This is a genomic window from Streptomyces sp. TRM68367, assembly GCF_014495685.1.
GTDB lineage: Bacteria > Actinomycetota > Actinomycetes > Streptomycetales > Streptomycetaceae > Streptomyces.
This window is the reverse complement of sequence record NZ_JACTVI010000114.1, coordinates 1-22,895: the sequence shown is the minus strand read 5'-3', so window position 1 is coordinate 22,895 and position 22,895 is coordinate 1. Positions and strand designations below refer to the sequence as shown.

At 69.6% G+C, this 22,895-nt stretch carries 17 protein-coding genes; 12 read left to right on the top strand and 5 right to left on the bottom strand.

The genetic code is table 11. The features are described 5' to 3' along the window. Positions 1-98: 98 nt before the first annotated feature. From H8R17_RS39350 to H8R17_RS39335, 4 genes are all read right to left on the bottom strand, one after another. Entirely contained in the window at positions 99-356 is a 258-nt protein-coding gene (locus H8R17_RS39350; protein ID WP_187827993.1) for a hypothetical protein, read from the bottom strand. A gap of 602 nt (positions 357-958) precedes the next feature. Further along, on the bottom strand, positions 959-1,672 hold the full coding sequence (locus H8R17_RS39345; RefSeq protein WP_187827992.1) for a ParA family protein: 714 nt from the start codon (positions 1,670-1,672) through the stop codon (positions 959-961). 194 nt (positions 1,673-1,866) lie between these two features. Then, positions 1,867-2,439, bottom strand: a complete 573-nt coding sequence (locus H8R17_RS39340) for a helix-turn-helix domain-containing protein (RefSeq protein WP_187827991.1) — start codon at positions 2,437-2,439, stop codon at positions 1,867-1,869. Continuing rightward, positions 2,436-3,416: a helix-turn-helix domain-containing protein gene (locus H8R17_RS39335; protein WP_316959669.1), complete on the bottom strand. Its 981-nt coding sequence runs from the start codon at positions 3,414-3,416 to the stop codon at positions 2,436-2,438. Before H8R17_RS39335 ends, H8R17_RS39340 begins: the two co-directional genes overlap by 4 nt. A gap of 198 nt (positions 3,417-3,614) precedes the next feature. Here H8R17_RS39335 and H8R17_RS39330 point away from each other — a divergent pair, with 198 nt between their 5' ends. Continuing rightward, positions 3,615-3,923, top strand: coding sequence for a hypothetical protein (locus H8R17_RS39330; protein WP_187827995.1), 309 nt, complete (start codon positions 3,615-3,617; stop codon positions 3,921-3,923). 1,446 nt (positions 3,924-5,369) lie between these two features. On the opposite strand, the gene H8R17_RS39325 is transcribed toward H8R17_RS39330, so the two are convergent. Further along, positions 5,370-5,894, bottom strand: a complete 525-nt coding sequence (locus H8R17_RS39325) for a hypothetical protein (RefSeq protein ID WP_262505864.1) — start codon at positions 5,892-5,894, stop codon at positions 5,370-5,372. A 351-nt stretch (positions 5,895-6,245) separates the two neighbouring features. Between H8R17_RS39325 and H8R17_RS47975 the strand changes: the two genes are divergently transcribed. The 11 genes from H8R17_RS47975 to H8R17_RS39270 form a co-directional block, all read left to right on the top strand. Then, complete coding sequence (locus H8R17_RS47975) at positions 6,246-6,503, top strand: ATP-binding cassette domain-containing protein (protein ID WP_316959668.1); 258 nt, start codon at positions 6,246-6,248, stop codon at positions 6,501-6,503. A 70-nt stretch (positions 6,504-6,573) separates the two neighbouring features. Then, on the top strand, positions 6,574-7,248 hold the full coding sequence (locus H8R17_RS39315) for a LuxR family transcriptional regulator (protein ID WP_187827989.1): 675 nt from the start codon (positions 6,574-6,576) through the stop codon (positions 7,246-7,248). Between the two features lie 46 nt (positions 7,249-7,294). Continuing rightward, on the top strand, positions 7,295-11,269 hold the full coding sequence (eccCa, locus tag H8R17_RS39310; RefSeq protein WP_187827988.1) for a type VII secretion protein EccCa: 3,975 nt from the start codon (positions 7,295-7,297) through the stop codon (positions 11,267-11,269). 67 nt (positions 11,270-11,336) lie between these two features. Then, positions 11,337-12,728 (top strand): type VII secretion integral membrane protein EccD, encoded by a 1,392-nt coding sequence (eccD, locus tag H8R17_RS39305; RefSeq protein WP_187827987.1) that lies wholly within the window; start codon positions 11,337-11,339, stop codon positions 12,726-12,728. A gap of 9 nt (positions 12,729-12,737) precedes the next feature. Then, positions 12,738-14,069, top strand: a complete 1,332-nt coding sequence (gene eccB / locus H8R17_RS39300) for a type VII secretion protein EccB (RefSeq protein ID WP_187827986.1) — start codon at positions 12,738-12,740, stop codon at positions 14,067-14,069. Between the two features lie 9 nt (positions 14,070-14,078). Further along, a complete protein-coding gene (locus H8R17_RS39295) occupies positions 14,079-16,928 on the top strand; it encodes a hypothetical protein (protein WP_187827985.1) in 2,850 nt (949 codons plus the stop codon). Continuing rightward, positions 16,925-20,248: a right-handed parallel beta-helix repeat-containing protein gene (locus tag H8R17_RS39290; RefSeq protein ID WP_187827984.1), complete on the top strand. Its 3,324-nt coding sequence runs from the start codon at positions 16,925-16,927 to the stop codon at positions 20,246-20,248. The genes H8R17_RS39295 and H8R17_RS39290 overlap by 4 nt, the downstream gene beginning before the upstream one ends. A 133-nt stretch (positions 20,249-20,381) precedes the next feature. Then, positions 20,382-20,753 carry a WXG100 family type VII secretion target gene (locus H8R17_RS39285; RefSeq protein WP_187827983.1) on the top strand — a complete coding sequence of 124 codons (372 nt, stop codon included), beginning with the start codon at positions 20,382-20,384 and terminating at the stop codon, positions 20,751-20,753. 33 nt (positions 20,754-20,786) lie between these two features. Then, positions 20,787-21,077 (top strand): WXG100 family type VII secretion target, encoded by a 291-nt coding sequence (locus H8R17_RS39280; protein WP_187827982.1) that lies wholly within the window; start codon positions 20,787-20,789, stop codon positions 21,075-21,077. Continuing rightward, on the top strand, positions 21,077-21,619 hold the full coding sequence (locus tag H8R17_RS39275) for a hypothetical protein (RefSeq protein WP_187827981.1): 543 nt from the start codon (positions 21,077-21,079) through the stop codon (positions 21,617-21,619). The genes H8R17_RS39280 and H8R17_RS39275 overlap by 1 nt, the downstream gene beginning before the upstream one ends. Before the next feature lie 126 nt (positions 21,620-21,745). Further along, a partial coding sequence (locus H8R17_RS39270; RefSeq protein WP_187827980.1) for a WXG100 family type VII secretion target occupies positions 21,746-22,895 on the top strand: 1,150 nt, incomplete at its 3' end.

Here is a 22,895-nt window from a genome sequence, read left to right as displayed (position 1 = left end):
ACTAGCTAGCCGCCTAGTGGACTAGTGGAATAGTCGGTAGGACGGGTGGCCGCGAACGAGAGAAGCGTTCGCGGCCACCCCAGGGGGATGGATGCGCGTTAGAACCCGCGGGCGGTGAGCCACTCGTCCAGTGCGACCGAGACGATGTCGCCCATGGGCAGGTGATCGAGTTCGTTGTCCAGAGCGAACCGCTTGATCCGCTTCTTTAGCTTCAGCGCGGCGGGGACCGACGAGTCGAGGCTCTCCCGCGCGATGATGCGCTGGTTGAGAACGACAGCAGTCTCGGGAATGTCCTTGGGGCGGCCGGGGCCCTGAGCCCACGGTGTTCCCTCGCTCGGCGCTGCCTCCGATCGCACGTCCTGTTCCCGGTGGGCCCCTGGAGCATCGGTCCTCACCGGGAACGCCGTACCAGCCGCGGCCGGAGGAACTGCCGAGCGAACTGCCACCTCGGCGGCCGGGGCCATGCCAGGAACCGCGGACGTGACGTGAGAAGGCCCGTGCTGTGCAACGGGTTCGGCTGGGTGAGTGGGCTGAACTGCAGGGGCTGCGGGCTCGACAGCCGAGACCACAGGCTGCACCTGCTGCTCTGCCTGACCCTCAGCGGCTTCCCCCCGCACCTCGGGGGCGACGACGGCCTGGTGCGCCGGCTGACTGGAGACCGCTTCCTGCACGGGACCGCTCGGCGCGGCCTCACCGTTCGGCTGGACAGAAGCCTGCGGCGCCTCGGACACCGTCCCGGTCCGGCCCTGCGCCGACCCCTCGACGGGAACCGGGGAAGGAGCGGGCTCAACCTGGGACTCGTTGGCAGCGGGACGGACATCGCCCTGGTCGGCCGCCCGTTCAGCAGCGAACTGCTCGGGGGTGAGCTCGGCGGTCGGCGGAGGGGGCGGCGGGGTCGCCTTCTTGGCCCCGCCCAAGGTGCGACCAGTGCGGCGGGCCGGGGGCTTCATACGCTCGGTCATGCCGTCAGCTCCTTCATCAGCTCGGCGTACTCGCTCAGCTCGGTCGGGATCTCGCCGAAGGCCTCCATGTAGTGGACCCACGAGTGGATGGTCGTCTCGGCGAGCGGGAACGGCTCGTCGCGGTCCGGGCCGATGCCCTCGCCCTCGACGGGCTCCAGCAGCTTGTCCTTCGCCGTGCGGGGCAGGCTGGTGCGGTCGTCGGCCTTGACCAGCACCACGTGGGCGGTGACGTCGCGCTCGTTGCGGGCGGCGGCGCGCTCGGCCTCGTCGAAGGTGGCCACGAGCTTGCGACGCTCGATCTTGGTGGGAGCGACCGGCACGAGCAGCAGGTTCGCCTCGGTAACAGCCTCGTGGAACAGCTTCGCGCTCCCGCCGCCGGCGTCGACCACGATCGCGCCGAACTCGGCACGCTTCTCACGGATGTACTCGGCGATGTCATCGAACGGGTACCGCTCGACCACCAGGTTCTCCGGGATTTCGAAGCCTTCGGCCTTGGCGACCTTGAACCAGTCATAGGCGGACTGACTGGTCGCGTCGGCATCCAGGAGCAGCGTCGGCAGCCCCAGGACGACGGCGTAGTAGAGGGCGATGAACCAGGCCGAGGTGGTCTTGCCGGTGCCGCCCTTGAGCATGCCGACGACGATCACGAAGGCGTCCCAGGCGCGGGCTGTGGCCGCCGCCAGGGTCTTGTGACGGGTGTTCTCGTTCACGTGTGCTTGATCTCCTGAACTGGAAGGACTGTTGACTTTGCGCAGGTCGACGACGTCGACATTGCTTCGGAGGCATGGCTGAGAATGCGGTCGAAGCGGGGGAGCCCTTGCCGCGCAACTGCAGCCGGGATGGTGCATGGGCGGGACCTTGTGGCGAGCGGTACCGCAGGGAACGTCAGCGAGGGCCAGTGCGCTCATGACCGCTTCCTCGTCCCGTCCGAGGGGCCGTGGCGGTGCCGCGGGCGCATGGGAGTGCGGGCCTGGTGCAGGAGCCGGTAGACCGTGGCCACTGAGTAGTTGCAGTCCTCAGCAAGCTCTGGCACGGAGGCGCCGGCCTCGTACCGTGCCCGCAGGGACCGCGCGAGCTTCTGCCGCTCGGCGGCCCGCGTTGCGGTGCGCATCCGCAGCGTCTGCTGCGTGGTGCGCACGGTGCCGCCGGCCTCGATCAGCAGGCGCCGGGCAGCACGCCTCGTGTCTCCCGCGACTGCAGCGAGTTCGGTGAGGGTCGCGCCACGCTGCTCGTACAGGGTGCGCAGGTGGGCCGCGAGACGCTGGCGCGCCTGTGGATCCTGGCGCATCCGGCGGGTCTGCCACGATGTGCGCATCTCGGTCCCGGCCTCGTGCAGCCGGTTGAGCACCGTGCCGTACGACAACCTGCTGCTCGCAACGAGCTCGTCGACGGTGGCTCCGGATTCGTAGCGGGTGCGCAAGGTCTCCGGCGTGATGGCTACGTCGTCCTCATCCGGCGTCGACTGCTGCGTGTTCATGCAACGGACTCCCATTCCCTGAGTGCTTCGGCGTGTGCGGCGGCTAGTTCGTCGTAACTGCGCTGGTCAGCGGGGGTGATGAGGATCAAGCGCCCATCGCTGGCAACCCGCCATGCCGGATCGATTCGCCCTGTCGCCGGGTTGATGACGAGGCCGCCGGGCCCGCGCCATGGCGTGGGGACCTCGTCCGGGCGCAGGGCGGGTACCAACACCTGATGGCCGTCGCGGACCACAACGAGGGCCCTGCTGCGGTGCTCCAACAGCCGCTCCAGCGCCTCCCGATAGGCCGCTCGTTCGGCGGCGTGGAGTGTGCTTCGGCTCGCCGCGGTACCTGCAGTTCCGCATCGGTGGGCGACCAGGTCCCAGCCGTGCGAGGGCACGACTTGCCGGTCGGTAACAGCCTCCGGGTGGCTGTTACCGAAGCCCTCCAAGGCCCGGGTGGCCAGTGACCAGACTTCGCCGATGTGGTGCACCAGGCCGTGGCGCGCGAGGCGACGGAGGGCCCGGTAGGCGGTGGCACGTGAGACGGAGGAGGTGAGAACGAGTTCACTGACGGTCTGGTTTGGCCGTGCGTGCAAGGCTCCGAGGATCAAGAGAGCGGAGCTGCCCAGGCCGTGGTGGGCGAAGGCATCGAGGGCCATCAGGTGGCTGATGACAGTCGAGTCGACATCGGCGGGGGCGGCCGTCTCGGAGGTGGACCACTCCTCAAGTGCCAGGCCGGGGGGGAACTGAGTGGTCTTCTGACGAGAAGACGAAGAGTGCGTAGAACCAGGGCCGTTGCCGAGGTACCAGGTGGAGCCCTCCCTGCCGCGGCCGACCCGCAGCCGGCGGAGCCACCCACCCGGCCTCAGCACGGTCTCATATGCGTTGCGCAGCGTCTGCCGCGAGATCCCGGCTTCCTCGGCGGCCTGGCGCTCACTCGCGGCGTGCAGACGGCCGCCAGCGGTCTCGGCGAAGTTGAGATGAGCGAGAAGCACCCGCAAGGCGGTGCGTCCTCGCTCCCCCCGCCACGGGGTGACCTCGATACGAGCGCGAAGAGCTGCGAGATCCTCATGGGAGTGCTGGCGGGAGTCAACCTTCACCGTCCTGTGGACCGTTGCGCAGGCGCTGTCCCAGACTCGATGGATGTACGCGAGGGCGCGTGCCTGCCCAGAGCGCAGAGCGATGTTCTGCGTGTGCCTGCCACCCTCGTGATCCGGGTGCATCAGCAGCTGCGTCAACTGGTCGACGGTGCCCCCGACCCGGGCGACGTGGCAGGCGATAGCCGCGGTGATCCGATGGCCGTGCTCGGCCATGCCCTGCCGATCTTCGCGAAGGACCACCCGTCCGTCACGGTCGAGCTTGCTGTAGCTGCCCGCCGCGTAACGACCGGTGAGGTCTCCGAGAAGGACCAGATCAGCGGCGGCGCGGGGGAGGCCAGCGAGTCCCTGCCGGGAGGTTTGGTTGCCTGTGACTGCCTCTGGTTGGGAGTTTGCTGGACGTGAAGCCTTCTGCGAGTAGTGCGAAGGGGGTGCGTCGTATGGCATTCTGGGGTCGTCTCGCAAAGACATGGACGCCACCTAGGCCCGCTAAAACCACGGGTGGTGCCCGGAACCGACCTCCAATCGGTGCCAGCGAAGCCTCCAGGATGGCCGTCCTGGGGGCTTTCGTATGCCTGGCTCCGGCGGAGGCAGACGTCCCCATCGCAGCTCGACCGGGGTCGATCGGAAGGCCTCTGACTGCCTTAGAGCGGCCCGGGTCGAATCCCGGGTCGAATGCCCTAGCAGGTCACAGCCGATCAGGGTTGAATCAGAGGCAGGGCCTCTGTTCACACCGACCGACTGAGGCCCGACCGGATCGGAGGAGCCAGCACAGAGAGCGGATGCCTCTGACTGGCTCACCCAACTCGGTCGGCTGACAGAGTGACTGCGTCTGATCGCCTCTGATCGGACCCGTCTGCTCAGAGAGCCAGAATCAGAGGGATTGCCTCTGACTGCCTCTGAGCGGCCCGGGTCGAATCGGGGTCGAATCAGAGCGGTTTCCTCTGACTGCCTCCGATCGCCTCTGCAACCCGTCCTAGCAGGTCACAGCCGGTCCGATCCCGGAAACCCGCAGGTCAGAAAGGTGCTCCAGGAATACCCGGCGTACAGCCCGACTCGTCTGCCGCTCTGTGTTTCCGCAGGTCAGAGGCCATGTTTACGCACAACTCTTGAGGGTTGCGGACCCGTCGGGGGCCGTCGGGTTGTGCTGGATGTAGTCGGGTCGTACGTAGCGGTCGACGACCTTGGTGTCGCCGTGCTGCCCGTGGGCGAGCCGGGGGCACCCGATCGCCGCCGGACGGGACGGCGGAGCAGGCGCTGAGGTCGTAGGAGTCGAACGAGGGGTGGTTCAGCAGGGCGGAGAGCATCGCCGGACTCCGGCGAAGAAGGTGACCCGCCACTTCTGCAGCGCCTCCGGGACCAGGGCGGGCTGGAAACCTGGACGAGCACGAGGGTGCCTGTGGCGGTGGCCACGATGGGAGAAGATGCAGCGGCAGGCACGGGCCACCTCATGATCATTGGGCTTCAGACACCGCGATGATCACGAAGCCCCTGCTATGAGCCCCAACCGGTCACAACCCGACCAGCCGCACGACCCCGGAACTCGCAACCGCCCTGGGGCACGGCGCGTCCTCTTCCTGGCGCGTTGGCCCTCGGAAACTCGACCGCGTCTTCGGCAAGATCAGAACATACGCACTGGGGCGTCTGGCCTTGTTCGTGGCGAAACGCCATAAGCAGCGTCGGAGATTCGGGTGGATGCAGGTGGTCCATCATTCAAAGGCACCGCGCCAGCCCCCGACCCTACCAACAGCGACGCCCCCGATGTCTTTGCGAACATCACTCGGCACCCAAAGCCGGACCCGGCGATAAGCATTGCAACCCAGGACCTGCACCGGCCGTGCCAACTCCCGGTCATCTTGAGAGCCGGTCCCAATCGGCTCCGCTGTGCAGCCGGACGCCCAGCCCCGGGGCAGCTGCCTCGGCCAGGACCGCCAGCTCGGCACGGTCGCCCTCGTCGACCAGAGCGACCACGCTCGCGCCGTTCGTTACCGCGTCCTGGACGGCCGGCAACGGGTCGTCCGACCTTGGCACGCGGACGACGAGAAGATCGGCCACGTCCGCCGTTGTTGGCCCGCCGTCGAACCCGCGGTAGATATCGATGTCTTCGACGGCCTGGGACGGGTTCATGCCTGGCACGAGACGCTCCAGCGCCGAGGCCTCATCGTGCGTGTCGACGAAGCGGCGGAGGTTGGCGTTCCACCTGGCGAACCGCTCGGCTGTCATCGTGCACGACGACGGTCCTGATAAGTCCTTCAAGGGGTCCGCGGTCCGTAGCGAGCGTGCGGCTCGCGGCGTTGCCCGTCGGTTCGAACTCACCGTCACCAGGCGGCCGGCTTCGCGAAGTTGTCGGGCCTCGGTGATGGCCTCCTGCAGCACGGCCTCCGCCCTCCGCGACGGTGGTGCCGGATACGGGCGGCTATGAGAAGAACGTTCTCCAGCGCGATTTGGCGCAGGCTGGGTCCTCTGACGCACTGGTCTGATTTCGGCCGATTTTTGATCGTCGGGATTGCTGATAGCTGGCCAATAGTTTTCCGAGTGTTGACTCAAAAGCGTATAGCATCCGGAGGGTATCCCGAGTGTCGCATTGTGTGAATTTTCCGCATGTGAAATACCGCGTTGGGGCGATCGGCCGCATGCAAACCCCGGAGGTACGGCACGGTGATCGAGGCAGTCCGCCTTGAAAAGACTTATGGCGCGCAGTCTGCTGCGGTGCGAACGGTCGACGGCGTGACCGGCAGCGTGGTACCCGGAGAGCCGCTCATGGCCATGCGGCTGTCGGGTTCCGGCAAGTCGACCCTGCTGCGGATGCTCAACCGGCTGGTGGAGCCGGCCTCGGGCGAGCTGCGCATCGACGGTCGCGACGTGCCGGCGACGGACGACGCCCCACTCCGCAAGCTGCGCGGAGCGGGATACGTGAGCACCCCGGTGGCGACGTCGCGGCAGGGGGTGGGGCGCGGCCCGACCCCAGGATGGGAGCGTCGATGACCGGTATCCGTGCTGCAGGAGTATGCGGCGCCGTCAGAGCGTGTCGCCCAGTCGACGAAGGGGCGTCGGTATGCTCGTCACCCGCGCGGTAGAGCCCGCCGAGAGGGAGCACGGCTCAAAAATCTCCGTGGTCGTGCACGCCAGCGACCCGGTCAGCGGCGAGGGTGCCGTCGCCCTCCTGCGTTCGAGCCCCGGGATCACTCTGCTCGGGCCTGAGCGCAGACACGAAGCGGACGTGGTGCTGGTGACCGTCCATCGGACCACCGAGGACATCGTCTGCTGGATGGAGCGCGCCGCGGATGAGTCGACCAACCCCGAGATGCGGATGGTGCTCGTCGCGGAAACCATCAGCGAGCACCATCTGATGCGCGCGGTCGGCTCCGGGCTGGTGAGCTTCCTGTTCCGGGAGGAGGCCGACCGGGACCGCGTCGTACGGACCATCCGGGGCAGCCGGCGGGACCGCGCACTCATCCCCGAGCAGATGGTCGGGTGGCTGCTGGAGCAGGTCAAAACTATCCAGCGCACCGTGCTGGTGCCCAACGGGCTGACCATCGGCGGTCTTCACGACCGGGAGGTGGAGGTGCTGAAACTGCTCGCCGACGGCATGGACACCACAGAGATCGCCCAGCACCTGAACTACTCGGAGCGGACTATCAAGAACATCATCAGCGGCATGTTGACACGGCTGAACCTGCGCAACCGCTCACACGCGGTCGCCTACGCGATGCGCTGCGGGGTGCTGTGAAGCGCCGAACAGAGCGGTCCTGCGCCATACCCGCGAAAGGACGCGGATGACGAACACGGTGCCGGTCAAGCGCGGGGTGCGCGCGGCTGCGCCACCGCTGCCCGAGGGTCAGATCGAGCTGGCCGAGCCGCCCGTGCTGGGCGAGCCGGCCGGCATTGACTTCGGGACGGCGCTGGCCTACCTCCCCATGGGCCTGGGTATGGCGGCCATGGCGGTGGGATTCTCGCTGACCAACGGGTCGCCCACCACCTACATGATGTCCGGGATGATGGGCATCTCGATGGTCGCGATGAGCCTGATCCAGCTCACGCAGTCGGGCAAGGAACGCAAGCGCAGAATGCGTGCCGAGCGCCGTGACTACCTTCGCTACCTCACGCAGTTGCGCAAGCAGGCCCGTGAGGCGGCGGGCGAGCAGCGGGCCGCGGTCTCCTGGGACAACCCCGCGCCGGAGGATCTGTGGTCGCTGGCGATGGGCCCACGGCTGTGGGAACGTCGCGGCAGTCACGAGGACTTCGCCCGGGTCCGGATCGGGACCGGCTCCCGGCGGGCTACGCTCCAGTTCATCCCCCCGGAGACCAAGCCCGTCGAGGACCTCGAACCCCTGACGGCGATCTCGCTGCGCAGGTTCATCAAGGCGCACCAGTCGGTCGAGGCAATGGCGATCCCCGTCTCACTGCGCAGCTTCAGCAGCGTCGAGTTCGCCGGGCAGGGCACCGACGCGTTCGGCCTGGTCCGGGCGATCCTCTGCCAGCTGGCCGTCCTCCACTCGCCGGACGAGCTGCGCATCGCCGTGCTCACCGGCGAGCAGGGCAGGGCGGACTGGGACTGGGTGAAGTGGCTGCCGCACAACGCCCATCCGCGCGAGTGCGACGCGGCCGGTGCGCTTCGGCTGGTCGCCACCGACCACGACGCGCTGATGGACCTCCTGGGCCAGGACGTCAGCGACCGCCCGGACCACGACAAGTCCGCGGTGCCCAGCATCTCCGAGCCGTTCGTCGTGATCGTCGCCGTCGGCACCCACATCCCTCCCAGCTCCCGGCTGCTCGGGGCCGGTCTGCGCAACGTGGCCCTGCTCGACCTGACCGGCGACATGACGGGCGGTCCGCAGGTGCTGCGCCTGACTACCGAGAAGGGCAGCCTGTCGTTCCCGGTCGGCGACTCCGAGGCGTCCGCCCAGTCCGACACGCTGGGCTTTGCCGCCGCCGAGGGTCTCGCCCGGCAGCTCTCGCCGAAGCGCACCGGCGGGGTCGTGGACCTGGTCGACGAACCGTTCGAGAACGACTTCGAGCTGACTGCGCTGCTCGGCATCCGTGATCCGCGGGCCTTCGACGTGGCCTCCCAGTGGCGGCCGCGCACCCCGCAGCACGCCCGTCTGAGGGTGCCCATCGGGGTGACCGAGGACGGCGAGGTCGTCGAAATGGACTTCAAGGAGTCCGCCCAGAGCGGCATGGGGCCGCACGGCCTGCTGATCGGTGCCACCGGCTCCGGTAAGAGCGAACTGCTGCGAACCCTGGTCATCGGCCTCGCCACGACCCACTCCTCCGAGGTCCTCAACCTGGTCCTGGTCGACTTCAAGGGCGGCGCCACGTTCCTGAACATGGACCGGCTGCCGCACACCTCCGCGGTGATCACCAACCTGGCCGACGAACTGCCGCTGGTCGACCGGATGCGCGACTCGCTCACCGGAGAGGTGATGCGCCGCCAGGAACTGCTCCGGGAGAGCGGCTATGCCTCCCTGTTCGAGTACGAGAAGGCCAGGCTGGCCGGCACCCGGCTCACGCCGATGCCGTCGCTGCTGGTCATCGTCGACGAGTTCTCCGAACTGCTCAGCAGCAAGCCGGAGTTCATCGAGCTCTTTGTGATGATCGGCCGAGTCGGGCGCAGCCTCGGGGTGCATCTGCTGCTCGCTTCGCAGCGCCTGGACGAAGGCAGCATCCACAAGGTCGCCAGCCACCTCTCCTACCGGGTCGCGCTGCGTACGTTCTCCTCCATGGAGTCACGCAGCGTCATCGGGATCACCGGAGCCTACGAACTGCCCTCGTCTCCCGGCCACGGCTACCTGAAGATCGACACCACCAACCTGGTCCGGTTCAAGGCCGCCTACGTTTCCGGCCCCTGCCCCCAGTCGCAGACCCGCGCCGCGAGGGGTGCCCAGGCCGCGGCGGCCGCCGAGGTCGTCCCCTTCGGCCTGGACCAGCACGTGCCGCCCCCGATCGATCCGGCCGCCGCGGACCTGGCATCCCTGCCGGACCAGGACGAGTCCATGCACGAGGAGGAGGAGTCCGAGAACACCGAGAGCCTGCTCGAGGTGCTCATCGACCGGCTCGAGAACTCCGGCCCGCCCGCCCGCCAGGTGTGGCTGCCGCCCTTGGACGAGTCGCCCAGCCTCGACCAGTTGCTGCCGGGCATCGTGCCCGACCCGCAGCGCGGCATGAGCGCGAGCGACTATCCGGCACTCGGCGCGCTGAACGTGCCGCTCGGCATGGTGGACCGGCCCTACGAGCAGCTGCGCGAACTCCTGGTGGCCGATCTGTCCGGGGCCAACGGGCACGTCGGCGTCGTGGGAGCACCGCAGACGGGGAAGTCCACCCTGCTGCGCAGCCTGATCCTGTCACTGGCGCTCACCCATACCCCGGAGGAGGTCCAGTTCTACTGCCTGGACTTCGGTGGCGGCGGCATCGTCTCCATCGCCGGCCTGCCGCATGTCGGCTCGGTCGCCACCCGGCTGGAGCGGGACCGGGTGCTGCGCACTGTCGAGGAGATGGCCCAGCTGCTGGAAGTGCGCGAGGAGCGCTTCACCAGCATGGGCCTGGAGTCGATGGACGCCTACCGCGCGCTGCGCCGAAGCGGCGAGATCGACGATCCGTACGGCGACGTCTTCTTCGTCGTCGACGGCTGGGGCACCCTGCGGCAGGACTTCGAGCCCTTGGAGGACCGCGTCGGCGAGCTGGCCGCCCGCGGCCTGTCCTTCGGAGTGCACCTGGTGGCCTCCGCGGTCCGCTGGTCGGAGATCCGCCCCAGGCACCGCGACCTGATCGGCACCAAGCTCGAACTCCGTCTCGGCGACACCATGGAGTCGGAGGTCGGCTCGCGCAAGGCCGCCGGGGTGCCTGCCCGCCCCGGATACGGCATGACCAGCACCGGCCACCACTTCCTCTCCGCGCTGCCCCGGCTCGACGGCTCCTCCGCCACCACCAACCTGACCACCGCCACCAAGGCCGCGGCTGCCGAGATCGAGACGTTCTGGACCGGCCGTTCGGCGCCCGGCGTCCGGCTGCTGCCCAGCAACCTGCCGGTGGAGCAGCTGCCGGCCCCGGAAGGCGACCTGCGCTGTTGTCTCGGCTGGGACGAGAAGCGCCTGCAGCCGGTGTGGCACGACTTCGAGAAGCTGCCGCACCTGCTCGTCCTCGGGGACGAAGCGACCGGCAAGACCAACGCCCTGCGCCTGGTGGCGAAGGCGGTCACCACCCGCTACGCCCCGGATGAGGCCCGCATCCTGCTCGTCGACCCCGACCGGCAGCTGCTCCGCGATGTTCCGGAGGAGTACCGCGTCGGCTACGCCGTGGACAGCGAGGCGCTGTCCGAACTCGCGGCCAGCGCGGCGATGTCGGTGAGCGGCCGTATCCCGGGGCCCGACATAGCTCCCGAGCGGCTTCCGAAGCGGGACTGGTGGCAGGGACCACGCCTGTTCATGCTCATCGACGACTACGACCTGTTCGCAACCGGTCCCGGCATGGACAACCCGATGTCCTCCATAGTGCCGCTGCTGGCCCAGGCGGCCAACATCGGGTTGTACGTCGTGGTCGCGCGCAGCACCTCCGGAGCGATGCGCGCCATGATGGACCCGCTACTGCGCCGGATGTGGGAACTGGGCAGCCCGGCCCTGCTCTTCTCCTACCCCAAGGAGGAGGGCAAGTTCATCGGCGAGGCGAAGCCGCGCCAACTTCCGTCGGGCCGCGCCCAGTTCGTCACGCGGCGCAGCGTCGGCCTGATCCAGACCGGACTGGCGGCGCCGTCATGAGCCGAGTCCCCGCCGTGCGTCCGCGCATCGCATCTCCCCGTCCCCGTCCGCCCATCGCAGGAGCACCATGACCACCGCCGCGTCGTCCCCCACCCGCACCGGGGCCGGCGGAACCGCCGACGTCTGCCGGCTGACCGTCAACGCGCCCTCCGGCCGCACCGATCTCGCGGTGCCCGCTTCCATGGCCGTGGCCGACCTGCTGCCCGTGCTGCTGACGCACGCGGTCGAGGAGGAGGACCTGGGCAGCAGATGGGCGCTGCAGCGGCTGGGCGAGGCACCACTCGACCTTGACGGCACGCCGGAGACCCTTGGCCTGCACGACGGCGACATCCTCCATCTGCGGCCCAAGGACGATCTGCTGTCGGAGCTCTGCTTCGACGACATCGCCGACGGCGTGGCCACCGCGGTCGGCGCGCAGCCCCACCGCTGGCAGCCGCGCCTGACGCGCGGGCTCTGCCTCGGCCTGGCCTGCCTGGCGCTGGCAGCGCTCGCCGCCCTGGTCGTCGGGAGCCGCCCCGACCCGCTGGTTCCGTACACCTGCGGCGTGCTGGCCCTCGGCCTGATCGTCGGCTGCGGCGTGGCCACCCGGGTGTACGGGGACCGGACCGCGGCCACCATCACCGGCCTCGGGGCGTGCATGTTCGCCGGGCTGGCCGGGGCACCGGGCCCCGGGCTGTTGGACTCCCGGCTGGACGGGTTGCTCACCGCCGCGTTCGCCGCCGTGGCGGCCGCCGCGGTGCTGGCTTTCGCTCAGGTGCCGATCGTCGTGTTCGGCACCGTGCTCACCCTCGCCGGCACCGCGGAACTCGGGTGCTGGCTGTCGCTCGGCCTCGGCTGGGACGCCCCCCGCGTCGCCGCGGTCCTCGCGGCGGCGATGTTCGCCCTCACCCCGCTCGCCCCGCGGCTGGCGCTGTTCGCCGCCAAGCTGCGTGTCGTCGAACTGCCGCACAACGCGGAGGAGTTGCAGCAGGGCATCGACCCGCTGCCGGAGTCCCTGGTCACCCGCCGGGCGGCAGCCGCGGACGGCTACCTCAGCGTGTTCTTCCTCTCCTTCGCCGCGGTCAGCACAGTGGCCTTCGCTCTGCTGGTCCGCGTTCCGGGCTGGTCGAGCTGGGTGTTCACCCTGGTGTTCAGCGCGACGGTACTGCTGCGCGCCCGCGACGTGGGCAACGCGCGGCAGCGCATCGCGCTGGTGACCGCCGGCGCACTGGGTGTGATCCTGCTCCTGCTGGCGTTCCAGGCGCACGCGAGCGCGGTGGCGCGAGCCGGCAGCATGCTGGTGCTGTTCGCCGTCGTGCCCCTGCTGCTGATGGGAGCGCGGAAGCTGCCCGGCGCCAGGCTGCGGCCCATCTGGGGGCGACTCGGCGAGATCATGGAAGGCCTCCTGGCGCTCGCACTCCTGCCGCTGCTGCTCCAGGTGCTCCACGCGTACGCGTACTTCCGTGCGCTGGCCGGCTGAGGGGGCGGCGTGCAGAATCGACGCGACCACGTCCAGGCCCACCGGTTCGCCGTCGGCCGACTGGTGTCGGCGCTGCTGGCCGGCGATGCCGCCCCGGTGGAGATCCCCATGCGGCGGGGGACGCTCGGCGTGCAGTTCGGCGCACTCGTCGCGATCCTGCTCGCGATCGGCTGCGCCGTCTTCGGCCTGATCGTCCCGGCGAACACCGCCTGGCGCAAACCGGGCTCGATCGTCGTGGAGAGCGAGACCGGAAACCGCTTCATCTACCTCGGAAAGCAGCTCTACCCCATCGCCAACTACGCGTCCGGGCTGCTGATCGGGGGGAACGACGCCCAGGTCGTGACCGTCCCCCGCGCCACCCTGGATGGCGTAAGCCGCGGCCCGGAGATCGGCATCTCCGGCGCGCCGGACGACGTACCGCCCGCAACCGCGCTGCTCACCGGCGAACGCGCGGTGTGTCTGCCGCCGGGCAGCGAGACGGAGCTGGTGGACCTCGACCCCGCCGGCCGCACCAGGCCTGTCCCGCACGACCGGTGGATCCTGCTCGCCGGGCCCGACCACACCAAGTACGTCCTGTGGAACGGCGAGAAGTTCCCGCTGCGATCCCACACCGAACTGGTCGCGCTCAACCTGGTCGCCCAGGAGCCCATCGACGTGTCCGCGGCGTGGCTGGCCGAGCTGCCGACCGGCGCGACGCTGGCCGCCCCGCACATCCGGGGAGCGGGCTCCGCCGGCCCCTCGGTGGCCGGCCACCCCGCCAAGGTGGGACAGCTGTTCGTGGCCGAGGCCGCCGGGGCACGGGAGCTGTTCGTGCTGCGCCCCGACGGCCTCGCCCCCCTCAGCCGCACCGCCTTCGCCCTGCTGAGCGCGGTACCCGGCGCGGCTCCGGCGGAGCGGGTGAGCGCGACCGCCGCCGCCGCCGCTCCCGCTTCGCGGGACCGCTCTCTGCTGACCGTCGTCCCGGATCTGCTCTCCGGGTCCGCCTTCAGCCCGGACCGCTCGGCGCTGTGCGTGCGGCGGGGTGCCGGCTCCACCGCTCACGGTACGGTTGTCACCGAGCCCGTGGCCGCCGGCTCACGAACGTCCGGCCTGCTGGTGCCGGCCGGCCGGGGCATGCTCGTCATGGCACAGTCCCAACGGTCGTCCGCCTCGCCGCAGCTCTACCTCATCACCGACACCGGGCGGAAGTACCCGCTGGCCGACTCCAACACGGTCATGGCGCTCGGGTACAGCCAGACCACCGTGCGGACGCTGCCGGACAAGCTGCTCGCCCTGGCGCCCACGGGTCCCACGCTGGACCCCGCCGCCGCCAGAACCGTCGTTCGAACATCTGCCGGTTAGGGGACGGTCATGGTCCAACTCGAGCGCCTGTCGCGCAACGCGGGCCGTACACGACTGGCATGCCAGCGCGTCGGCGCCGCGCTGCTGCTCTACCTCCAAGGCGAACTGAACCCCCGGGTATCCGCCTTCGCCGGCGGACTTGCCGAGGATCCGGAGCACACCTTGGTCGTCGTCGACCTGCCGGAGGAATCCCCCGCCGCAGCCTGGGAGGCGGTGGCCAAGATGCTCAGGCGCCGGGGCCGCTCCTTCCGGGTGGTCATCGGCCGACCCAGCCGCGAGACCGCCATGACGGTCGGCCAGCTGCTTGCCGACCGGCTTGGCCGGACGGTGCTCACCCCGGACGGCAGGATGGTCGCCGTCGTCGGCGGCGGGCTCCTCGTGCCGGAGGACTACGGCACCGGTTGGGTGGCCTTCCAACCACGCCTCCCCTCCTGGTTGTTGTACTCCCCGCCCAGGCCCGTCCCGCGGGTGTCGCGCCGCTTCCCCGTGCCGACATGGGACCACGCGATACCGGCCGATTCCTTTCCGACCAGCGCCGCGAGCACCGCTGAACCCGTGCCCGGCGGGGTGTGGATCAGACGTACGGACCAGCAGCGGGCAGGACGGGACGCTGTTCTCAGGCGGCTCGCGGCCACTCTGCTCTGTCCCCATGACCGGCTCGCCGTGGTGCTCGGCTGCCCCGGCACCGCTGAACTCCCCCTGCAGGACATCGAGGGGCTCTGGCAGCGCGTTCCCGCTGACATCCGGCCGCTGGCCCGCTTCATCCCGTACGGGCCGGTGGAGGTCCCGGAGGGCAGCACGCTCGGGCAGGCGCTGGCCGACCGGCTCGACGAAGCGGTCACCTTCTACGCCGGGCTGCCGACGGTCGGTGAGCCGGGCACGGGAACGGCCGGTCCGCGAGTGCGCCTCCTCGGGGAGGACGGCACGCCCGGCCCGCCCGCCTTCGCAAGCGAACTCGTCTACCACCCCGGGGGCGCCGCCGGAGCCGTGCCCGCGCTGCGCGGCCACCGCCAGCCGGTGGACGGCCTGCCGGAAGTCTCCACCGGCGTCTACCAGTACTCCCCCGACGCCGTGCTGGAGGTGACCCAGAGCGGGCTGTGGCTGCGGCCCCCGGTGGGACCGACCGACGACACGGCGGTCCGCCGCGTCCCGGCCGACCCGGGCGGGATCGTCCTCCACTTCGACGCGGGCACCCCCGAGACCGCGGCGCGGATGCGGCGGCTGGCCGAGGAGGTGCGGCACAAGCTCGATCCGGCGATCGGCAGCGTGTGCCGCATCCTGCCGGCCCCGACGACGCCGGCGGCCCCGACGACGCCGACGGCCCGCGGGACTGCGCCCGAGGCTGGGTCCGCGGTGCCCGTTGGCGCGGCGGCAGAGCCCAAGACTGAGCCCGCGGTGCCCGGGGCCGGGCCCGCGGTTGAGCCTGCGGCGTCCGAGCCCGTGCCAGCGATGCCCAGTGCTGGGACGCAGTCGGCTGGGTCGCGGCCCGGGCCTGATGCCGCGCCGACCACCCCCGCAGTGCCCAACGCTGACCGTGAGACCGGGGGTGACCTCACGTCAGCGGCGCACAACGCCGGGCCCGACACCGGGGCCGGTCCCGCGCCCGCAGCGCCACAACAAGCCGCAGAGCCAGAACAAGCCGCGGCGCCCGAGGCTCCCCCCATGGCCTCCGAAACCGCGACTGCGTCGGGCTCTGAGGCCACGCCCGCGGAGCCCGCGCCGCTTTCTGCCCCGCAACAGCAGGCGCCGCCCCCCGTCCCCGCGCCGTTGCGGCCGGGGGCCATAAAGCTCGTGTCCGCCCCGCCCACCGCAACCGCGCCTGCTCAACCGGCCGCTGATGCCGCTCCTCGTACCGACGCGGCCAACCCCGCCCCGTCACCGGCACCGCAACCGGGCCGGCCGCCGACGCCCGGGCCCACCACTCAGCCCGCAGCCCCCTCGCCCGAGCCTGCACCCGCGCCCGCTTCCCCTCCTGCCGCGCCGCCGAAGGCCGCTGGGACGCAGGTGCGCGTGCAACCGGTGCCCACGCCCGAGGCCTGCGCCGCACCCCCGGCGCGCGGGATCGAACAGGAGCGCGCCTGGCTGCGCCGGTCGTTCCAGCAGCAGTACGACGCCGCCGCGAGCTTCGTGGCGCGCGTGCTGTCCGAGTCGCCCGGGCTGCGCGGCGGATCCCGGACCTCCACCGACGACGTGGTCACGGACATGGCCGCGGTCCGGCTGTACCTCTCCGGGGGCACCGACCGGATCGACAGCGCGGTGCGCGGTGCGTCGGTCGGCCCGCACGTGCCGCTGGCCCGCTGTGTGGCATCGGGGCTGCGCCGGCTGCCGTCCTACCGCGGCGCCACCATGCTGCGCACCACGCTGAGCGACGCGGAGTGGGAGTGGTACGGCAGGCGCCGGCTCGTCACCGAATGGGGCTTCGGCTCCGCGCTGATCACCGGACATGCCGATCTGACCGGTGATGTCGACGTGCTGATCTGGTCGATGACCGCGCGCCGCACCGTCCTGCTGGACCCGGCCGTCCCCGACCGGGTGTTCTACCTGCCCGGTACCAGTTTCAAGGTGCTCGGTGCGCACAGCGGCAAGCGGCGCGTCCTGCTGCTGCGCGAGCTGACCGGCCCGGAGATCGGCGCGGACGGCAGCGTGGACATCCGGCGCCTGCCCCTGGACGACATGGCCATGGCCGGGCTGGAGCAGGCCGGTACGGAGTGGCAGGACGCCCAACCGGCCGAGCGGCTCCCGGCCACCGCGATCAGCGCGCTCCGCAACCCGCCGGGGCTGATCCTGGCCGGCCGTGGCCCGCGGAAGGGCATCCGGCGCCCTGGCGCCGCACCATCACGAGAGGGGACGACGCCATGACGAGGCAGGTCCTGACGGTCTCCCGGGACCGCCCCGGCGCCTACCGCTCCATCGGCGAGGCGCTGCGTGACGCCACCAACGGCGCGTTGATCACCGTGGCCGGCGGAACGTACGAGGAAGCGCTGGTCGTCACGCGCATGGTGACCATCGCCGCCATGAACGGCGCAGGCAGTGTGCTCATCAAGTCCGACTCCCGAAGCGCCGTCGTCATCGACGCCGAGGCGGTGCAGCTCTCCGGGCTGACCGTCTCCGGCGGGGACGGCGACACGGCGGCCGTCGATATCCGGCGCGGCGAGGCGGCGCTCGACGCCTGCCGGATCACCGGCCCGGGGTGGACGGCGATCCTGGCGTGGCATCAGGGAACCCTGGTGGCCCGGGACTGCCGGATCGACGACGCGCAGGGCGCCGGCATCGTGGTGACCTCGTCCGGCACCAACACGGTGGAGAAGACGGTCGTCACGGGGACGGTCTCGTCCGCGATCGTGGTCGCGGAGAGCGGGCGGCTGACAGTCCGGGACAGCGTCGTCGACCAGGCCGGGGGCAACGGGATCTGCGTCAACGGCCACGGGCGCGCGCAGATCAAGGACACTGCGATCACCGGGAGCGACAAGCCGGCGCTGGTCGTCGAACAGAACGGCGCCGCAACGGTGGAGGGCCTCACCGTCACCGACAGCGTCAGCGTGGACGCCTACCTGACCAGCCGCGGCGAGATCAGCCTCACCGACTGCCGGTTCTCCGGGACCGGTGCGGACTCGGTGCACATCGCCGGCGGCTCGAGCCCGCTGCTGCGGGGATGCACCGTCGCCGCCCCGACGGGAGCCGCGCTCCGGATCACGGAGAAGTCGCGACCCGGACTGGAGAACTGCCGGATCACGCACGCGGCGGTGGGCGTACTCGTGGACGCCGAGAGCGCCCCGAGCCTCTCGCAGGTGACGGTGCGCGAGGCAGCCCAGACCGGCGTGCTCGTCACGGGCGGCGCCGCCGCGGAGTTCGAGCAGCTGAACGTGGCCGAGGGCGCCGGGGGCGGGCTGCGGGTGGCGGGCGCGGCCACGGTCGTGCTGCGCGACTGCGAGATCGCCACCGACAAGGCGAGCGCGGTCGAGCTGGCCGAGAAAGGCACCGGCACCTTCGAAGGGCTGCGGCTGCGCACCGCCGGCGGCTCCGGGTTCTCCCTGGCCGACGGCGCCAGGGCAGAGGTGGTCTCCGCTGCGCTGCACGGCTGCGAGGTGCTCGTCGGGACCGACGCGGTGCTCGCCCTGCGGGACAGCGAGATAGCCGGTTCCGGCACCGACGGCGTCCGGGTCACCGCCGGGGGTTCCCTCACGGCTGTCGGCTGCCGGGTGCACAGCGCCCGGGGCAACGGCGTGAACATCCAGGTGTCCGCGCGGGGCGAGGTCAGCAACTGCGCGATCTTCGACAACGCCGGGGACGGCGTCCGCACGAACACCGAGGAGCCCGTCGTCGTCCGCGACTGCGAGGTGCGGGACAACGGCGGCCGGCAGGTGCACCAACTGCGCGACAACCCGCAGTTCCAGGCCATCAACCTCACCGGCGTCGACCGGCAGGACCGGCCCCGGCGATCCGCGCCGAAGGGGCAGGAGTGGCCGGAGCGCGGGGATGAGCCCGAGCCGTCGGAGACCGCGCAGCACATCGGAACCGGGCCGCTCGCCGAACTGGAAGCACTGGTCGGACTGGACAGTGTCAAACAGGAAGTCACCGGCCTGATCAACCTCAACAAGATGGCCCAGCGCCGGGAGGAGATGGGCCTGCCCATGCCTCCGATGAGCCGGCACCTGGTGTTCGCCGGTCCCCCGGGCACGGGCAAGACCACCGTGGCCCGGCTCTACGGCGCCGTCCTCGCCGAGTTGGGCATCCTTGCCAAGGGCCACATCATGGAGGTCGCCCGCGCCGACCTCGTCGCCCAGTACATCGGCGCCACCGCCATCAAGACCACGGAGGTGTTCACCAAGGCGATCGGCGGTGTGCTGTTCATCGACGAGGCGTACACCCTGACCAGCCAGTCCAAGGGCAGCGGCCCCGACTTCGGCCAAGAGGCGGTGGAGTCCCTCATGAAGCTCATGGAGGACCACCGCGACCAGGTCGTGGTCATCGTCGCGGGCTACTCCGAGCAGATGGACCAGTTTCTCTCCTCGAACCCCGGCATGGCGTCCCGCTTCTCTCGCACCGTCGAGTTCCCCAACTACACGGTGGACGAACTGGTCACGATCGTCCGGGGCCTGTGCAGCAAGCACTACTACGAGCTCACCGACTCCGCGCTGGACGCCCTGACCTCCTACTTCGAGCGGACCCCGAAGGGGCCGACGTTCGGCAACGGCCGCGTGGCCCGCCAGCTCTTCGAGTCGATGATCAACCGCCAGGCGTCCCGGCTGGCCGCTCACCCGCCAGGCTCCGACTCCGCGTTGAGCCGGCTGGAGGCCGAGGACGTGGAGCCCATGGCCGGGCCCGAGCCCGCCGCGTCCGGACCCGAGGGCGGGCGGCAGCCCGAGGCCCGCAGCATCCGGCGGCTGAGGAACCTGGTAGGGCTCGACGCGGTCCAGGAGTCGCTGCTGGGCCGTATCGCCGGCCTCGCGGACCTGCACCGGCAGCGCCAGCCGATCGCAGGGCTGATGAACCTGGTGTTCGCCGGCAAGGAAGGCAGCGGCCGGCGCGCCGTGGCCCGGCTGTACGCGCGGTGCCTCGCCGAGACGGGCCTGCTGGCCACCGGCGCCCTGCAGCAGCAGGCCCTCTCCGCCTTCCCGGCGAGTTGGCGTGAGCAGGCGGACACGTTCGGCATGGCCCTGTTCCAGGAGGCCGCGGGCGGACTGCTGCTGCTGGAGGCGGACCAGGCGTTCCTGACGCGCCCGGACGCGGAGCGAAGCGCCGTACTGGGCGCTTTGCGCCGCGCCGCGGACGGCAACGCGGAGGTGGCGCTGGCGCTCTTGGGCGAGCAGCCGCTGCTGGCCGAGCTGCTGAACGCTCACTCCGGCTCCGAACTCGCCGCCTGCTTCGCGGAGTTCGTGCAGTTCCCGGACTACACGGGGGAGCAGCTCGCCGAGTTGGCGCTGCGCCACCTGGCGGTGCGCGGATACGCGGTCGACGACCACGTGCGCAACTCTCTCGCCGAGCACTTCGCTGACTCCCCGCCCCCAGCCGGCGCGTACGGGGCGCACCGGTTCGCCGAGCGGCTGGCCGCGGCCGACTCCCCGGCGATCCGGCCGGCGGCGCGGCCGGACTCCGCACCGCCTGAGGAGGAAGAGGCTGGTCAGGCTCCACCGGAGGAGGACAGCCCGGCCCTGGCCGGCGCAGGCGCGGGGGCGTGAAAGGGACGCCGGGGCAACAATCGCTGGCGGGTGGGGCAAGGAATGCCGAATGCAGTTCCCATCGATGGTGGGTTCCGACAGGCTGTGAGCAGACGGTTCGACAAGGAACCGACAGCGAATGAAGGAGGGTTCGATGGCAAGCATCCCCGTCGGGGTCGCCCCAGCGCCGGCATCCGGCTCAAGGACTCAGGTTGACCTTCCGGGACTCCAGAAGGCCATCAACCAGTTCTCTACGGGCGTGCAGAATTTCGACCAGTCGTATAAATATATGACGCGGACGGCCAGCGAAATCACCTCCGCCTGGACCGGCGCGGCGTCGACGTCGTTCGAGCAGGCGATGAACAACTGGCTGAACGACTTCTACAAGGTCATCAGGGTGCTCAACGGCATGGAGAACGCCCTGTCGCAGAACACCTCAGTCCTGAACCAGACCAACGAGACCACCATTGCGCACGCCCAGCGCGCCGCGGCGGGGATCACCGCTCCGCGCCTCCCCAATTTCTGACAACAGCGGGCTTAGACAGGAAAGGAGAAGAACATGTCGACTTACAGCCTCACGTTCACGGAACTCGAGAACGCGGTCACCTCGATGGGGCAAATCTCCCAGCAGATCGAAGATTTCCTGACGGAGTTGCAGACTGGTACGATGCAGGCCATCCTCGAGTGGGAGAGCGTTGCGCGGGACGAGTTCGATCAACAGCGTGCAGTCTGGGGCCAAGCGGCAAAAGACATGGCGACGCAGGCCGTCCAGGCCCAGGCCGCTCTTGACAACATCGTCGGTTGTTACGGTGATGGCGAGAGGGCTGGCCAGAAAATCTGGGCACGCTAATGCCGGACGCAGGTCTCGACGACGCATATACATACTATCCGCCGGACCCCTCCGACAAGCCAGCGCCCCTGCCGGAGTTCAAGCCGTGGGATCCGAGCACATTCCACGCGCCCCACACCCGGTCCGGACCGACCACCACCAATGTGGAAGCGCCTCCGGTCCCGACCGGCACGGGGAAGGGCGGCCGCACAGTGGTGGACACGGCCTCCCTGGATCTGTTCGCGTCCAACATGCTCCGGCTCGCAGACCCGTGCAAGAAGGCGTACACGAAGGTCCTGAATGTGCAGACGGTGACGCCTGGGTCTTTCTACGACGCCTACAAGCTCGGGCAAGCCATCTGCGGGGATGCGGGTCTCCAGGGCAAGTACCTCACGTTCCTCCACGCCCTCGGACAGGGCCTGGCCGACATCGCCACGGCTTGCCAGGACCTCAGCCGGAAGTACTCGACCATCGAAGACGAGAACAAGATGTCGGCCGACGAAGTGTTGTCGGCCATGCAACCCGCCCAGGGAGATTTCAGCAAATTCACCTCGGGTGGTTGACAGAAAACTAACATTTGCCTATTGGCGGTGTCAGGTGCCCTGCGGACCTGACACCGCCATCGGTCATTTTGCGGTATTGGCAGTTTGCCGCCAAAAGCCGTTTTTTCGACACAGACACAGACACAGGTGATCGCGTCGGTCCTGGTGGGTGAGTCGTCGAATCCCCGGGATGCTGCGCTCGGACACGGAAGCGTGGATGTAATGGTGAAAACATCTCCCCCGAATGAATTCCCCACGAAGGATAATACGGACTACAACAACGGGAGCACCACGCAGGGACCTGACGGAGGAATCTTCGGCAACAACTCCGTCATGGGTTCCGCGTCCGACTACGACAACTATGACTGGAAGCAGATCGAGGCCGTCATCGTCGGTGGTTCGAATTTGCCTTCCACATCCGACAGGTCAAGGGCTCAGACCGTTGTCAACCCGCAGAGTCTGTACGACGCCGGTGACACTTTTCAGTACGTGCAGGAAGTGCTGGAGATGGTGGCCAAGGCCTTGGTCGACCAGGCCAATGCGCTGGCGGGCCAGAAAGATGCGCCGTGGCAGGGGGCCGCGGCGGATGCGTTCATGAACATGATGGAGACCTTCTCCAAGCAGGTGAATTCCAGTGCGGCGGCACTGTCCGGGGGAAACATGGGCGGTTCGGTCGCCCAGACACTGGTCGACGCCGGGAACAACCTCGCAGTGGCTCAGGCGAACGTCACCACCATCGACCACTGGTATGGGAACCAGGCTCTCAAGATCGGCATCATACCGATGGCGAACGGGCTGATCCCGATCAGCCAGAGCCCTCAGATCGTCCAGCTGATGACGGACGACTTGCGCAAGGTGCTGCACACACTGGCGGGTCAGTACTCCGTGGAGACACGTACCCTGGACCAGGTCTCCCCGGCACCCATCACCTCTCCGGTGGGCGGCCCCCCTACCGATCCCAATCCCAAGCCGAAGGTTACATACCCGAAGGTTACTTACCCGAAGGTCAAATACCCGAAGGTTAATTACCCGAAGGTCACATACCCGAAGGTTAATTACCCGAAGGTTACGGAGCCGGATTTGCAGCAGCATTCGACTGGGGGTGGTCTGACGCCGGTCGGGGCTACGTCGAATTCCCCGATGTTCCAGGCTCTCAACCCGTCGACAATCCCTGGCGGTACCAACGCTGGTATGCCGCCTCCGTCGAGGTTGCCGGCTGATGCCTTGGGCGGCCCGTCCATACCCGGTAGTACCAATGGTGCCGGAGGAGTGAAAACGCCGTCCCTCGAAGGTTCAC